Here is a 14,734-nt window from a genome sequence, read left to right as displayed (position 1 = left end):
CGCGGGGTTTTTTAATATAATTTTATTAAAAAATAAAAGAATTGAACATTTAGGAGGAATTTAAAAATGCAACAAATGGGATTAAACGAAATAAGAAGTAAATTTCTAAAATTTTTCGAATCTAAAGAACATTACGTAAAAGAAAGTGCTTCTTTAGTACCACACAATGATAAAAGTTTATTACTTATAAACTCAGGAATGGCACCACTTAAAAATTATTTTGCAGGTGTTGAAGTACCACCAAGTAAAAGAATGACTACATGCCAAAAATGTATAAGGACTGGTGATATTGAAAACGTAGGAAAGACAGCTAGACATGGTACTTTCTTTGAAATGTTAGGGAACTTCTCATTTGGAGATTACTTTAAAAGAGAATCTATAAGATGGGGATGGGAATTTGTTACAGAACATTTAAACATACCAGAAGATAAAATATGGGTAACAGTGTATGAAGAAGATGATGACTCATATGATTTATGGGCAAAAGAAATGGGATTCCCAGAAGAAAGATTAGTTAGACTAGGTAAAGATGATAACTTCTGGGAAATAGGTATAGGACCTTGTGGACCATGTTCTGAAATACATTTTGATAGAGGACCTGAATATGGATGTGATAATCCAGACTGTAAACCAGGATGTGATTGTGATAGATACTTAGAATTCTGGAACCATGTATTTACTCAGTTTAACAGAGACGAAGAAGGAAATTATGGTCAGTTAGAACATAAGAATATAGATACTGGTATGGGACTTGAAAGAATAGCTTGTATAATGCAAGGTGTAGATACTATATTTGATGTAGATACTATAAGACACATATTAAGCACTGTTGAAAAAATGGCAGGTGTTGAATATGGCAAAGGTGGTAAAACGGATGTATCAATAAGAATAATAACAGACCATATAAGAGCTGTAAGTTTCTTAGTAGCAGATGGGGTACTTCCATCAAATGAAGGTAGAGGATACGTTCTTAGAAGATTATTAAGAAGAGCTGCAAGACATGGAAAATTATTAGGAATAAAAGAAAACTTCTTATATAAATTAGTTGATGAAGTTATAAAAGTAAGTGGAGAAGCTTACCCAGAATTAGTTGAAAAAGAAAGCTATATTAAAAAAGTTATAAGAATAGAAGAAGAAAAGTTTAATGAAACAATAGAGCAAGGTATGGATATACTTGCAGGATATATAAAAGAGTTAAAATCAAATGGAGAAACTACTTTAAGCGGAGAAAATGCATTTAAATTATACGATACTTATGGATTCCCTATAGATTTAACTAAGGAAATTTTAGAAGAAGAAAACTTATCTTTAAATGAAGAATCTTTTAATGAAGAAATGGATAAGCAAAGAGAAAGAGCAAGAAGTGCCAGAGGAAATATGGATGGTGAAAGTTGGAAAGAAGATCCATTATCAAAGTTAGACGAATCAGTAGCTAGTGAATTTGATGGATATAAAGAGTTAAATGCATCAGGGATAGTAAAAGCTATTGTTAAAGATAATGAAATAGTTGAATCTGCAGAGGCAGGAGAAAAAGTTGTTATAGTTTTAGATAAAACAACTTTCTATCCAGAAGGAGGAGGTCAAGCAGGAGATTGCGGACTTCTTACAAATGAAGCAGAAGATATAGAAATAGAAGTAATAGATACTAAAAAAGGTGCAAATAATACTATAAAGCACGTAGGTGTTATAAAGAGTGGAAAAGTTAACACTGGAGAAAAATTAAATACTTTAGTTAATAAAGAAATAAGAATGGCATCAGCTAGAAATCATAGTGCAACTCATATACTTCATAGAGTATTAAAAGATGTATTAGGAGATCATGTTAACCAAGCAGGTTCGCTTGTTACTCCAGAAAGATTAAGATTTGACGTTACACACTTTGAAGCTATAACAAAAGATGAATTAAAGCTTATAGAGGAAAAGGTAAATGACGCAATACTTGCATCTTTAGAAATAAACTCTGAAAATATGAATATAAATGATGCTAGAGAAAAAGGAGCTATGGCTCTATTTGGCGAAAAGTATGGTAATGAAGTAAGAGTTGTTTCTATGGGAGACTTCTCTATAGAACTTTGTGGTGGAACTCACTTAACTAATACTTCTCAAATAGGTATGTTTAAAATATTATCTGAAGGTGGAGTAGCAGCTGGAGTAAGAAGAATAGAAGCAATAACAGGAAAAGCTGTATATAACTACTTAAATGAAAGAGAAGCCCTAATATCTAATGTATCTTCAAGTTTAAAAACAAAAGAAGATAGTTTAGTTCAAAGAGTAGTATCTTTATTAGAAGAAAATAAAAACTTAGGCAAGGAACTACATGAATTAAAAACTCAAATGAGTTTACAATCAATAGAATCTGTTTTAGACTCTAAAGAAGATGTAAATGGAGTTAATGTTGTTTGTGCTAAATTTGAAGGCATGGATATGAACACATTAAAAGAAGTAGCAGATAAGTTAAGAGATAAATTAGCTTCAGGAGTAGTAGTTTTAGGTAATGCAGCTGATGATAAATTAAACTTTGTAGTTACAGCTTCACAAGATGTTTTAGCTAAAGGAATACACTCAGGTAACATAGTTAAGGAAGTTGCAATGATAGCTGGTGGAAAAGGCGGAGGAAGACCTAATATGGCTCAAGCTGGAGCACCAGAAGTAACAAAACTTGATGATGCATTAAATCATGCAAAAGAGGTTGTTAAATCACAAGTAAAATAATTAATTACTTAAGGGGGTTTTAACATGGATAAAGATTTAGACTATACAATGAAATTTGAAGGCGCATTAGCTGATAAAATGAGCGTTTCAGAAAGCATTGATTTTGTATATGAGGCATTACTTGAAAAAGGGTATAATCCAATAAATCAAATTATTGGATACCTTCTTTCAGGAGATTCTAGTTATATAACTGGATACAAAAACGCTAGAAATGTAATAAAGAAATTTGAAAGAGATGAAATACTAGAAGAAGTAATAACACATTATTTAAAAAGAAAGTAGGTCAATCTTATGAAAAAAAAGATTGTATCATTATTATTAGTACTAATGGTAGTCCTAGTTTCTGTTCCTAAATATAGCTTTGCCGATGAAAAAGGCAAAGTTATATTTATTAATATGAATAGAACTAATTTAGTAAGCATGTTGCATATACAATCCCTTGATAAAGAAGTTCAAGAACGTGGATATGTAGGTCTTATGAATATAAGAGGCGATAAAGGTACTGATGATAGAAGATCATATGCTAGTATGGGTGCAGGTGGAAGAGCAAATGTCTCAACTGAGCAAAATATAAACTTTAAGGCTACTGACAAAGATAGTGCCAAAATATTTGAATCTGCAACTGGCAAAAAAGCTAAAGCAATAAATGATCTAACAGTAAATAAATCAATAAATGAAAATATTGAAAATGGTCAATATGGTTCAATATTAGGATCTCTAGGACAAACTTTATCAGAAAATGGATTTAAGACTGCAGTTTTAGGAAACAGTGATATTGTAGAAAATGGAGAAATTGTAAAAAATAGAAATATAGGATTAGTTGCAATGGACCATAATGGTAGAATTGATGCTGGAAATGTTGATGATATAAACATAAAAGACTCAACTATGCCATATGGAATAAGAACTGATTATGATAAATTAATAAATGAAACTAAAAAATACTATACAGAAAATGATGTTTTATTTGTAGATTTAGGAGATACATATAGATTAGATAATTATAGATTAAATCTTAACGAAAAAACTTATTCTAATATGAAACATGCAATAGGTAAAAATATAGATAAGTACTTAAAAGAAGTATTTAATATGGTAGGCGAAAATGATACTGTTTATATAAGTAGTGCATTCCCTAGTGATTTAGACTATAAAAACAAAAGAAGACTTTCTCCAATAATTAAATTTAGTGGAGATAGCAAAGGTATATTAAGCTCAGCAACAACAAGAAGAGAAGGTATAGTTGCCAATTTAGATGTTGGAGTTGATATACTAAATGAATTTGGATTAAAAAATGAAACTATGGTAGGTAGAACATATAACCTTGTAGAAAAAGAAGATAATGTAAAGTACGTATTAGATGAATTTGAAAAAATAGTTTCAATATCAAACATAAGAGCTACAGTGGTAAATGGTTTTGTAGGCGTAATTTCAGCATCTTGGGTAATAGCTATGATTTTAATATTACTTAGAAACTATCTGCCTCACAAAGAAAAAGTATTTATAATTTTAAAAGAATTTATAAAGCTAGGTATAATAATGCCACTATCGTTTTTAATAGCTCCTATATTTAACTTTAAGGAACCTATTACTATAACTGCAGGTATTTTACTTACAACTTTAATTCTCTATATATTAGGTCGAGCATTATTTAAAAATGATGATATAAAACAAATGGGATTTTTTGCGTTTATAACTATAGTAGTTATAACTATAGACTCTGCATTTGGAACATTTTTAATGCAAAATAACATAATGAGTTATGATGCTATAATAGGTGCTAGATATTATGGTGTAGGAAATGAGTATGAAGGAGTCACTATAGCTTGTGCTGTATTTGCTCTGGCAGTTTTACTAAATTATAAGAAGATACCAAAATGGTTAGTAGCAGTTTTATCTATAGTAATATTAGTAACAAGCGCATACCCTTCTATGGGAGCAAATGTTGGAGGTGCTATATCTGAATGTGTAGCATATTTATTATTTATATTACTTATATATGATGTGAAGCTTGATTTTAAAAAGGTAATATTATTAGGTTTTGCAGCAGTAGCTGTTGTAGCTATATTTGCATTTTTAGATATAGTATCAGGTAGCGAATCTCATTTAGGAATGTTTGTTCAACAAATACTATTAAATGGACCTATGGCTATAATTCAAACATTTACTAGAAAGATACAGATGAATATAAAATTAGCGCAAACTAGTGTATGGGTTAATATATTACTTGCAGGGATAGCTATAATCGCTGTATTTATATTTAGACCATCTAAGCATTTTAGAGATATAGCAAAAAGATATCCAGCGCTATTTAAAGGATTTGTAGCATCTATGGTAGGATGTATAGTAACTTTATTAGTCAATGATTCTGGTATAGTAGCTGCATCAACTGCATCTATATATATACTTATTCCAGTAATAATAATAAGTATAAATATGATAATATTTGGAGACATAAATCAAGAAAAATTAAAATAAAAATGAAAAATTGGTCAGGAGAATATCCTGACCAATTTAGTTAATTATAATATAAGAGATGTATTAATACACTATTTAAAAAGAAAGTAGGCTAATGTTATGAAAAGAAAGATTGTATCATCATTATTAGCATTAATGATAGTTCTGATTTCGATTCCAAGGTATAGCTTTGCTGATCAAAATGGTAAGGTTATATTTATTAATATGAATAGAACTAATTTAGCAAGTATGTTGCATATAAAATCTCTAGATGAAGAAGTTCAAAATAGAGGTTATATAGGCCTTATGAATATAAGAGGCGATAAAGGTACAGATGATAGAAGATCTTATGCAAGCATGGGTGCAGGTAGAAGAGCTAATGTCTCAACAGAGCAAAATATAAACTTTCAATCTGTAGACGATCATAGCTCAAAGTTGTTTGAAACTTCAACAGGTCAAAAATCTAAGTCAATAAATGACTTAACAATAAACAAGTCGATAAATGAAAATATTGCAAACGGACAATATGGATCAACATTAGGTTCTTTAGGACAAACTTTATCTGAAAATGGACTTAAGACAGCTGTTTTAGGGAATAGTGATATTGTAGAAAATGGAGAACTTATAAAAAATAGAAATATCGGATTAGTCGCAATGGATCAATATGGTAGAATTGATTCTGGAAATATTGATAACATAAATATAAAAGATGATACTATGCCGTATGGTATAAGAACAGATTATAATAAGTTAATAAAAGAAACTAAGAAACATTATGAAAAAAATGATGTTTTATTTGTAGACTTAGGAGATACATATAGATTAGATAATTATAGATTAAATCTTAATGAAGAAACTTACTCTAATATGAAGTCTAAAATAGGTAAGAATATCGATAAATATTTAAAAGAAGTATTTGATATGATAGATGAAAAGGATACAGTTTATATAAGTAGTGCTTTTCCTAGTGACCTAGACTATAAAAATAAAAGAAGACTTTCTCCAATAATTAAGTTTAATGGAGAGGGCAAAGGTGTATTAAGCTCAGCAACAACAAGAAGAGAAGGTGTAGTTGCAAACTTAGATGTTGGTGCTGACATACTGAATACTTTTGGACTTAAAAATGAAGCTATGGTAGGGAAAGAATACAATTTAATAAGTAAAAATGATAATATTAAATTTGTATCAGATGAATATGAAAAAATAGTATCTGTATCTAAGATTAGACCAAATGTAGTAAATACTTTTGTAAGTGTTGTATCAGCGTCATGGGTAATAGCTATGGTTATACTTTTATTTAAAGACCGAGTACATCATAAAGAGAAAGTATTTAAAATACTAAAAGAGTTTATAAAGTTAGGTTTTATACTACCTATATCATTTTTCATAGCACCTATATTTAATTTTAAAACTCCAGAAACTATAGTTATAGGTATAGTATTAACTACATTAATATTGTATATTATCGGGCGAAAACTATTTAAAAATGACTTGAAGCATATGGGATACTTTGCTGTTATTAGTGTATTAGCTATCGTTATAGATTCTATTTTAGGATCATATTTAATGAAAAATAGTATAATGAGTTATGATGCTATAATAGGTGCAAGATATTATGGAATGGGAAATGAATATCAAGGTATTGTTATAGGCAGTTCTATATTTGGAATAGCGGTATTACTTCACTATAATAAGATTTCTAAGTGGTTAGCAGCTATTTCGTGCTTCGTTATATTAATAACTACGGCATCTCCTATAATGGGAGCTAATGTTGGAGCGGCAATATCAGAGTGCATGGCATTTTTATTATTAGTATTACTAGTTTTTGATGTTAAACTAGATTTCAAAAAAATAATACTTATAGGATTAGCAGGTGTGGCAATAGTATTTGCGTTTGCAGCAATAGATATAATATCAGGTAGTGAGTCTCATTTATCAGGCTTTGTAAACCAGATATTACTAGATGGACCAAATGCTATAATTCAAACATTTAGCAGAAAAATACAAATGAATATAAAATTAGCTCAAAGTAGCGCTTGGGTTAATATATTGCTTGCAGGAATAGCTATAATTGCAATATTCATATTTAAACCATCAAAGCATTTTAGAAACATAGCTAAAAAATATCCATTTATATTTAAAGGATTTATAGCTTGTATAGTAGGGTGTTTTATTACGTTACTAGTTAATGATTCTGGTATAGTTGCAGCAGCTACTACTTCAATATATATTCTTATACCACTTTTAATAATAAGTATAAATATGATAATATTTAACGAAAAACAGGAATAAAATGAAAAAGTTAATTAGAAGAATATACTAGATAATTTAGTTAATTATAATATATAAGATGTGACAACACATTATTAAGGAGAGAATTATGTTAGATGGAAGAATAATGGGACTTGATGTTGGAGATAAAACTATAGGAGTTGCAGTTAGTGACTTAATGGGTCTTACAGCTCAAGGAATAACAACTGTAAAAAGAGTAGGAAAGAAAAAAGATATAGAAGCACTAAAAGAAATAATAAAAGAAAGACAAGTAAACAAAATAGTTTCAGGATTGCCTAAAAATATGAATGGAACATTAGGACCTCAAGGAGAAAAGGTAATAAAGTTCTGTGAATTATTAGAGCAAGAAACTGGAATAAAAATAGAATATTGGGATGAGAGATTATCAACAGTTGCAGCAGAAAGAACTTTAATTCAAGGTAATGTAAGAAGAGAAAATAGAAAAAGTGTTATAGATATGGTTGCAGCAGTTATAATTTTACAAGGTTATTTAGATAGACAAAGAAATTTTTAAAAAAACTATAAAATTATTAATTTATGATATATAATATATATAAATAAAAAAATAGAGGTGACGCACATGCAAGAAAATATAATCAACTTAATAGACGAAAATGGTGTGGAAAGCGCATTTGAAATAATATTAACACTAGAAGCAGAAGGAAAAGAATATGCTATATTAGTTCCAGTAGAGGAAGAAGAAGCAGAAGAAGCTTTAATATTTAGAATAGACCAAGATGAAGAAGGAGAAATATTAGTTCCTTTAGAAGATGATGAAGAATATCAAATAGTTGTTGATGTATACAATACATTAATGGAAGAAGAAGGATTAAACTTCGACGAAGACGAACAATAAAAACAAAACTACCTATTTATAGGTAGTTTTTTTATATACTTAGTATAGGATATCAACTTTGTGGAGGCAAAAATGGAGCTTATAAACAAAATTTTAAATGAAGGAATGGCTTGGATATCTGTTATCCTAGGTATTGTGCTTTCTTCTAAATACATAGTTAGAAAAAGTATAAAAATATATCCAAAACACAAAGAATCACTTATATCACTTAACAAATATATGAAAAAGTCACATGTTTTAATTGGTATACTACTTATAATTATTGGAATGATTCATGGCATATTTTCCTCGGTAGATTTATTTAGTATAAACATAGGAACAATATGTTGGATAGTATCAATATTATTAGGTATGAATTGGATGTTAAGGAAATACCTTAATAAACCATCTATGTGGATTAAGTACCATAGAATATTAACTATATTATTTTTGTTGACTATGATTTTTCACATTATTGATGTTAAAAAAAATGAGATATTAGAATTTAAAAATGAGATAGTTTCAATTTTGTACAAAGATAATAAAAAAATAAAATCTGATGATGAGAGTATAACACAAATAAACAAAAATGAGTTAAAAGATAATATTGAAAATTATAATTTAGAGGATGGAATATATGAAGGAAGAGCAAATGGATTTGGTCCTAACTTAGTTTTAAATGTAACCGTTAAAGATAATAAAATTAAAGAAATAGAAATAATAAGCCATAATGAAAGAAATGAATCATATTATGGATTACCTATGAAAGAAATACCTAAATCTATAATAAAGCACCAAACATTGGATGTAGATGCTATATCTGGAGCAACATACACTTCAAATGGGATTATGGATGCTGTAAAAGATGCATTAAATAAAGCAAAAAAGTAAAATTGTAAATATATCTAATTTATCAAATATTAGGAATATCATATAATGTGTATTTATTAAGGATACAGGGGAAAATATGTACTAAATAAATACAAAGGTTGTGATAAAATGAAAAAGGTAACTAGTGTATTTTTATCTCTAGTAATATCATTAACAATGATAACTAATATATATGCTTTAGATGATGAGAAGTTTGTAGAAACATCAAGAGAAAAACTAGTGGATAATATACTTTTAATTGGTAAAGATGGAGGACAATCAAAAGGTGCATCTAGATCTGATACTATGGTAATACTGACAATAGATAATTTAAATAAATCTTTAAAGCTAACATCGTTAGCAAGAGATACATTAGTTAATATTCCAGATAAGGGATATGAAAAATTAAATCATGCTTATGCATATGGAAAAGAAGACTTACTTTTACAAACAATAAATAATAATTTTAATTTAAATATAAAAGATTATGCTGTAGTTGATTTTAATTCATTTATTGACGTAATTGATATACTTGGTGGAGTAGAAGTTGACGTCAAAGACAAAGAATTAGAATCATTAAATAAAACTATAAAGTGTTGCTATGGTTTGAAAGGTGAAAATAAGGGTAAAATAGAATATATAGACACTGAAGGAATTCAAAAACTAAATGGATATCAAGCTTTAGCTTATGCAAGAATTAGAAAATTAGATACAATATATAAGAGAGATGAAAGACAAAGAAAGATTTTAATAAGTTTAGCAAGAGAGTTATCTAATACTTCTATTACAAATTATCCAAAGATAATGAAAAATGTGTTAAGACACGTGCAAGTAAATATTTCTCTAGATAAACTTATGAACTTAGCTTTTTCTGCTCATGAATTAGCTAGTTATGATATAAAACAAATGCAATTTCCATTAGAACAATATCGAGAAGAAGGACAGATTAATGGAGATGGAATGTATGTTGTAAAATGGAAAGAAGAAGAAAATCTAAAAGTTTTACACCAATTTATATATGGAAAATAATAAATAAGGTTACTAAATGATTGACAAAAAGTTGATTATCAATTAGAATAATTAATAAAGATTATCAATTGAAAAAAATAAGGGTGATATGAGAATGAATACAATGGAAATATTAAAAGAGAAGTTGAAAGAAACAGGGTTTAAAATTACTCCTCAGAGAAGAGCAATAGTAGATATACTTTTAAAAAATAGTACAGAACATTTAAGTAGTGAAGAAATATATGATTTAGTTAGAGTTGAATGCCCAGAAATAGGACTTGCAACTGTTTATAGAACAATGCAATTGTTAGATGAAGTAGGGGTGATATCTAAACTTAATTTAGATGATGGGTGTATAAGATATGAAATATGCTTAGACAAAGACGATAGTCATAACCATCATCATCTTATTTGTAAAAACTGTTCGAAAATAATGGAAGTAAAAGAAGATTTACTAGATAGCATAGAAAAAGAAATCCAAGAATTATATAAATTTAAGATACTTGATCATGATGTTAAATTTTATGGATTATGTGAAGATTGTTCTAAATAAAAAAGGAGTTATCTCAAAATAATTTTGAGATGCTCCTTTTTTATTTTATCAAGTATATTATTATAGAAGATAATAAGATAATAATAAATAAAATCTCTAAAATATTACTCATAAAACTTCCTACTTTAAAGAATCCAAGTGAAAATTTTTTCTCACTTATAGGGTAAAGAAGAGGTATTCCTGATTTAGTAAATAAATCACCTAAAAATATATGACTTGCATAACTAATAGTTCCCAAAAAGGCTAAATTGTATATATTAGTTATTAGTTCTATTTGTTTTAATAAAAAATAAATTATTACCGTAGCGAAGATGCTGTGTGAAAAGCTTCTATGTTTGAGCCAAGGAAATGTAGACAGCATCAAACAAAAAATAGAAAAATAGATTTTTACTTTTACTAAATAGAGGCAAACAGCCAGAAGTATAAATATTAATGATAAAAATACTTTTCTTAAGAAAGTATGAGTAAGTTTAGATTCAATAATTATTATGGCAATAAAGGTAATTATTGAGCTTATATAAAAATTATTGTTTAATTTTAGCGAAACAAAGAATATTAATATATTAATTATATATATAATTGCTTTCAATAAAAATTTAGAAACATTCTTTTTTAATAACATATCAGAAATTATAGAATGTGATTCATCTAAATCTGGAAGTATTGCAAAGAAAGCAGACATTATAAGATTAAATATTGTAATAGGTATATTAAATATTAAAGAAGCTTGAATTACACTTAAAACACCTATGGTACAATGTGTTTTTCCACGCATAGAACCTCCTTATAAGCTTGTTATATTCAGAGAATAACAGAATTAGATTACTTTGTCAAAATAATACAATAAATGTATTATAAATATTACTTAAATTATAGTAGAAATTATGGTACAATGATAATAACTGGTAAAGAGTGCGTGATTTGATATTATTTAAACTATAGAACGTGTTTTAGATTTTAATATTTTTTAGGAAAAACTTAATAGACAGAAGGAGATGATGCAATTGTTCAAGAAAAACGCCAATAAAATAAAGATAATGGCACTGGGTGGACTGAATGAAGTCGGTAAAAATATGACAGTTGTTGAGTACAAGGATGAAATCATTGTAATAGACGCTGGGCTAAGTTTTCCAGATGATGATATGTTAGGGGTAGACATAGTTATACCGGATGTAACTTATTTAATAAAGAATAAGGATAAAATAAAAGGTATATTTATTACACACGGACATGAAGATCATATAGGAGCGCTTCCATATATACTTAAGAAGATAAATGTACCTGTATACGGAACAAAACTTAGCATAGGACTTATACAAGTCAAGTTAAAAGAACATAAGATGAATAATGTTAAACTAAACGTGGTTACCCCAAGACAAATCATAAAAATGGGGAACATGGATGTAGAGTTTATAAAAAATAATCATAGTATACCGGATGCTTGCTCTATAGCGGTACACACAGATCAAGGTATAATATTCCATACAGGAGACTTTAAAATAGATTTAACTCCGATAGACGGTGAAGTTATGGATATGCATAGAATATGTGAGCTAAGCAAAAAAGGTGTACTACTTATGTTAGCAGATAGTACTAATGCTGAAAGACCCGGTTCAACGTTATCAGAGAAGACGGTAGGAGCAGGATTAGACGATTTATTTAGAAAAGCTATGAATAATAGAATTATAGTTGCTACATTTGCATCTAACATACACAGACTACAACAAATAATAAATACAGCGGAAAAATTCAATAGAAAAGTAGCTGTGTCAGGAAGATCAATGATAAATGTAGTGAATGTAGCTAGTGAATTAGGATATTTAGATATACCAGAAAACATGTTGATAGATTTAAATGATTTAGGAAGATATGAAGACAACGAAGTAGTATTAATAACAACAGGATCACAAGGTGAACCTATGTCTGCACTTGCAAGAATGGCAAGTTCAGAGCATAAAAAAGTGGAAATAAAAAATGGAGATTTAATAATCATATCAGCTCATCCAATACCAGGGAATGAGAAATTAATATCAAAAGTTGTAAATTGTTTATTTGAAAAAGGTGCAGAAGTAGTTTATGATGATAGTGATATACACGTGTCAGGACATGCAAAGCAAGAAGAGTTAAAGTTACTTCATAGATTAGTTAGACCTAAGTTCTTTATGCCAGCTCATGGTGAATATAGAATGTTAAAGAAACATGCAGAGTTAGCTGAAGAATTAGGAATGCCTAGCCAAAATATATTTGTAAATAAAACAGGAGATGTTTTAGAAATAGATAGAAATTCAGCTAAGGTAGTAGGAACTGTACCTACAGGGAATGTATTAGTTGATGGATTAGGTGTTGGAGATGTAGGAAATATTGTATTAAGAGATAGAAAACATTTATCTGAAGATGGATTAATGATAGTTGTTGTAACTATATCTAAAGAAGATGGAAAAGTATTAGCAGGTCCAGATATAATATCTAGGGGATTCGTATATGTTAGAGAGTCAGAGGATTTAATGGATGGTGCTAAAAATGTAATTAAAGATGTTTTAAGAGAATGTGAAGATAGAAACATAAAAGAATGGGCATATTTAAAAAATAACATCAAAGAAAATTTAAAAGAATATTTATACCAAAGAACTAAGAGAAATCCTATGATACTTCCTATAATAATGGAGGTATAATTTAAAAAGATTGAATATAATTTATTATATTCAATCTTTTTTATTGCAAAAATATAAACTATTTCATATTGCAATATTATAAATAGGAGGTATTTATGGGAGTAAATGATACTGCTACAAAGTTAGCTAACGAAATAAAAAATAGTAAAGAATATAAGAGCTTTAAAAAAAATATGGCAGAAATAAAAAATGACAAAGAGTGCGAAAAATTACTAACAGATTATAGAAAAGCTCAGGTTCAAATACAAAATTTCGCAATGAGAAATCAACAACTAGATAAAAGAACTATGTCAAAAATAGATATAATTCAAAAAAAGGTATATAGCAACAAAAAATTATGTGATTATCTAAATAGTGAACAAAAATTTACAACAATGATGAATAACATAAATAAGATACTAGCCCAAGCAGTAGAGAAAGATTATAAATAAATATAAAAAAGATATAATAAGTATTGTGGAAAATACAATTTATATAAAGGAGATTTTATATTGAAAATATTCATACTAAAGATTAAACTTAGAGCGAATTGGGTTCATTCTCTTAAGGAAAAAAGAATGATAGTAAAAAGTATAGTAAAAAAGCTACAAAACACATTTAATATATCTGTATCAGAAGTAGAAAATCAAGATATCCACCAAACAATAACAATAGGAATCTGTGGAATAACCTTAAATTCACCTCAATGTGATAGTGTTAAAGAAAAAATAATAAATTTTATTGAATGTAATTCAGAAGCCATTATCATAGAAATTGAAGAAGAAGTAGTTAATTATTAAAATTAAATATTAGTTTATAAAAAAGATCTATAATCATAGATCTTTTTTTGTTGAAAAAAGTATTTTTATATACTTATATGTAACAAATTTAAGAATATAAAATATATATATATTAGATGATAATTAATCATCTAACTGTATATAGGAGGCAAAATATGAACAATGGCAGACCTGAAATAGAAGTTAGAAGAGTAAAGAAAGATATAAAGGATAATTTAGATGCTAAATTAGCATTAAAGAAAAAAGAAATTCAAGAAAGAAAAGCAAGGAGAGAGAAAGAGTTAGAAGAAAAGAGATTACAAAGAGAAAAAGAATTAGAACTAAAAAGATCATTAAGAAAAAAAGATAATGTAGATAAGGATAATGAATTAGCTGCTAGGGAAGAAGCAGGTATAGAACTAGATAGCAATCAATGCATTAAAAAGCCATGTACAGATATAGATGAAGAAATTATTAAAGACCCTAATGCTATTTTAGGATCAAATTCTAAATCTAACGCAGATGCAAATGCAGATGCAAATGCTGGCGCAGATGCAAGCGCAGACGCAGATGTAGA

13 protein-coding genes and 1 pseudogene are annotated in these 14,734 nt (G+C 28.1%); 13 read left to right on the top strand and 1 reads right to left on the bottom strand.

Going from position 1 to position 14,734, the window contains the following annotated elements:
* Positions 1–66 precede the first annotated feature (66 nt).
* The 9 genes from alaS (at position 67) to BLP75_RS10595 (ending at position 10,727) form a co-directional block, all read left to right on the top strand.
* Entirely contained in the window at positions 67–2,712 is a 2,646-nt protein-coding gene (alaS, locus tag BLP75_RS10635) for an alanine--tRNA ligase (protein WP_092725950.1), read from the top strand.
* A gap of 24 nt (positions 2,713–2,736) precedes the next feature.
* Positions 2,737–2,994 carry an IreB family regulatory phosphoprotein gene (locus tag BLP75_RS10630; RefSeq protein WP_092725949.1) on the top strand — a complete coding sequence of 86 codons (258 nt, stop codon included), beginning with the start codon at positions 2,737–2,739 and terminating at the stop codon, positions 2,992–2,994.
* Between the two features lie 9 nt (positions 2,995–3,003).
* Positions 3,004–5,190 carry an MFS transporter gene (locus BLP75_RS10625; protein ID WP_092725948.1) on the top strand — a complete coding sequence of 729 codons (2,187 nt, stop codon included), beginning with the start codon at positions 3,004–3,006 and terminating at the stop codon, positions 5,188–5,190.
* Between the two features lie 99 nt (positions 5,191–5,289).
* The gene (locus BLP75_RS10620; protein WP_092725946.1) at positions 5,290–7,461 is read left to right on the top strand and encodes a hypothetical protein; all 2,172 of its coding nucleotides are present in this window, start codon (positions 5,290–5,292) and stop codon (positions 7,459–7,461) included.
* 88 nt (positions 7,462–7,549) lie between these two features.
* On the top strand, positions 7,550–7,975 hold the full coding sequence (gene ruvX / locus BLP75_RS10615; RefSeq protein ID WP_092725944.1) for a Holliday junction resolvase RuvX: 426 nt from the start codon (positions 7,550–7,552) through the stop codon (positions 7,973–7,975).
* A gap of 66 nt (positions 7,976–8,041) precedes the next feature.
* Positions 8,042–8,317 carry a DUF1292 domain-containing protein gene (locus BLP75_RS10610; protein WP_092725943.1) on the top strand — a complete coding sequence of 92 codons (276 nt, stop codon included), beginning with the start codon at positions 8,042–8,044 and terminating at the stop codon, positions 8,315–8,317.
* A gap of 72 nt (positions 8,318–8,389) precedes the next feature.
* Positions 8,390–9,187: an FMN-binding protein gene (locus tag BLP75_RS10605; protein ID WP_092725941.1), complete on the top strand. Its 798-nt coding sequence runs from the start codon at positions 8,390–8,392 to the stop codon at positions 9,185–9,187.
* A gap of 108 nt (positions 9,188–9,295) precedes the next feature.
* On the top strand, positions 9,296–10,195 hold the full coding sequence (locus BLP75_RS10600; protein ID WP_092725939.1) for an LCP family protein: 900 nt from the start codon (positions 9,296–9,298) through the stop codon (positions 10,193–10,195).
* A gap of 94 nt (positions 10,196–10,289) precedes the next feature.
* Positions 10,290–10,727, top strand: a complete 438-nt coding sequence (locus BLP75_RS10595) for a Fur family transcriptional regulator (protein WP_092725937.1) — start codon at positions 10,290–10,292, stop codon at positions 10,725–10,727.
* 40 nt (positions 10,728–10,767) lie between these two features.
* On the opposite strand, the gene BLP75_RS10590 is transcribed toward BLP75_RS10595, so the two are convergent.
* Positions 10,768–11,502, bottom strand: coding sequence for a metal-dependent hydrolase (locus tag BLP75_RS10590; protein ID WP_092725936.1), 735 nt, complete (start codon positions 11,500–11,502; stop codon positions 10,768–10,770).
* A gap of 223 nt (positions 11,503–11,725) precedes the next feature.
* On the opposite strand from BLP75_RS10590, the gene BLP75_RS10585 reads away from it, so the two are divergent.
* The 4 genes and pseudogenes from BLP75_RS10585 to BLP75_RS10570 all read left to right on the top strand — a co-directional run.
* Positions 11,726–13,399, top strand: coding sequence for a ribonuclease J (locus BLP75_RS10585; protein WP_092725934.1), 1,674 nt, complete (start codon positions 11,726–11,728; stop codon positions 13,397–13,399).
* 95 nt (positions 13,400–13,494) lie between these two features.
* The gene (locus tag BLP75_RS10580) at positions 13,495–13,830 is read left to right on the top strand and encodes a YlbF family regulator (protein WP_092725933.1); all 336 of its coding nucleotides are present in this window, start codon (positions 13,495–13,497) and stop codon (positions 13,828–13,830) included.
* Positions 13,831–13,890: 60 nt separating this feature from the next.
* The gene (locus BLP75_RS10575) at positions 13,891–14,178 is read left to right on the top strand and encodes a DUF503 domain-containing protein (protein WP_092725932.1); all 288 of its coding nucleotides are present in this window, start codon (positions 13,891–13,893) and stop codon (positions 14,176–14,178) included.
* Between the two features lie 155 nt (positions 14,179–14,333).
* Positions 14,334–14,734: pseudogene (locus BLP75_RS10570) on the top strand (hypothetical protein); the annotation flags it as partial.

The organism is Romboutsia lituseburensis DSM 797 (genome assembly GCF_900103615.1).
GTDB lineage: Bacteria > Bacillota > Clostridia > Peptostreptococcales > Peptostreptococcaceae > Romboutsia_F > Romboutsia_F lituseburensis.
This window is presented reverse-complemented; position numbering and strand designations above follow the sequence as displayed.

What these genes read in the sequence shown, in the direction of transcription:
- BLP75_RS10610 (WP_092725943.1), top strand. Translation starts at nt 8,042, where the DNA reads ATGCAAGAAAATATAATCAACTTAATAGACGAAAATGGTGTGGAAAGC.
- BLP75_RS10595 (WP_092725937.1), top strand. Translation starts at nt 10,290, where the DNA reads ATGAATACAATGGAAATATTAAAAGAGAAGTTGAAAGAAACAGGGTTT.
- alaS (WP_092725950.1), top strand. Translation starts at nt 67, where the DNA reads ATGCAACAAATGGGATTAAACGAAATAAGAAGTAAATTTCTAAAATTT.
- BLP75_RS10630 (WP_092725949.1), top strand. Translation starts at nt 2,737, where the DNA reads ATGGATAAAGATTTAGACTATACAATGAAATTTGAAGGCGCATTAGCT.
- BLP75_RS10590 (WP_092725936.1), bottom strand. Translation starts at nt 11,502, where the DNA reads ATGCGTGGAAAAACACATTGTACCATAGGTGTTTTAAGTGTAATTCAA.
- BLP75_RS10605 (WP_092725941.1), top strand. Translation starts at nt 8,390, where the DNA reads ATGGAGCTTATAAACAAAATTTTAAATGAAGGAATGGCTTGGATATCT.
- ruvX (WP_092725944.1), top strand. Translation starts at nt 7,550, where the DNA reads ATGTTAGATGGAAGAATAATGGGACTTGATGTTGGAGATAAAACTATA.
- BLP75_RS10620 (WP_092725946.1), top strand. Translation starts at nt 5,290, where the DNA reads ATGAAAAGAAAGATTGTATCATCATTATTAGCATTAATGATAGTTCTG.
- BLP75_RS10585 (WP_092725934.1), top strand. Translation starts at nt 11,726, where the DNA reads ATGCAATTGTTCAAGAAAAACGCCAATAAAATAAAGATAATGGCACTG.
- BLP75_RS10625 (WP_092725948.1), top strand. Translation starts at nt 3,004, where the DNA reads ATGAAAAAAAAGATTGTATCATTATTATTAGTACTAATGGTAGTCCTA.
- BLP75_RS10600 (WP_092725939.1), top strand. Translation starts at nt 9,296, where the DNA reads ATGAAAAAGGTAACTAGTGTATTTTTATCTCTAGTAATATCATTAACA.
- BLP75_RS10580 (WP_092725933.1), top strand. Translation starts at nt 13,495, where the DNA reads ATGGGAGTAAATGATACTGCTACAAAGTTAGCTAACGAAATAAAAAAT.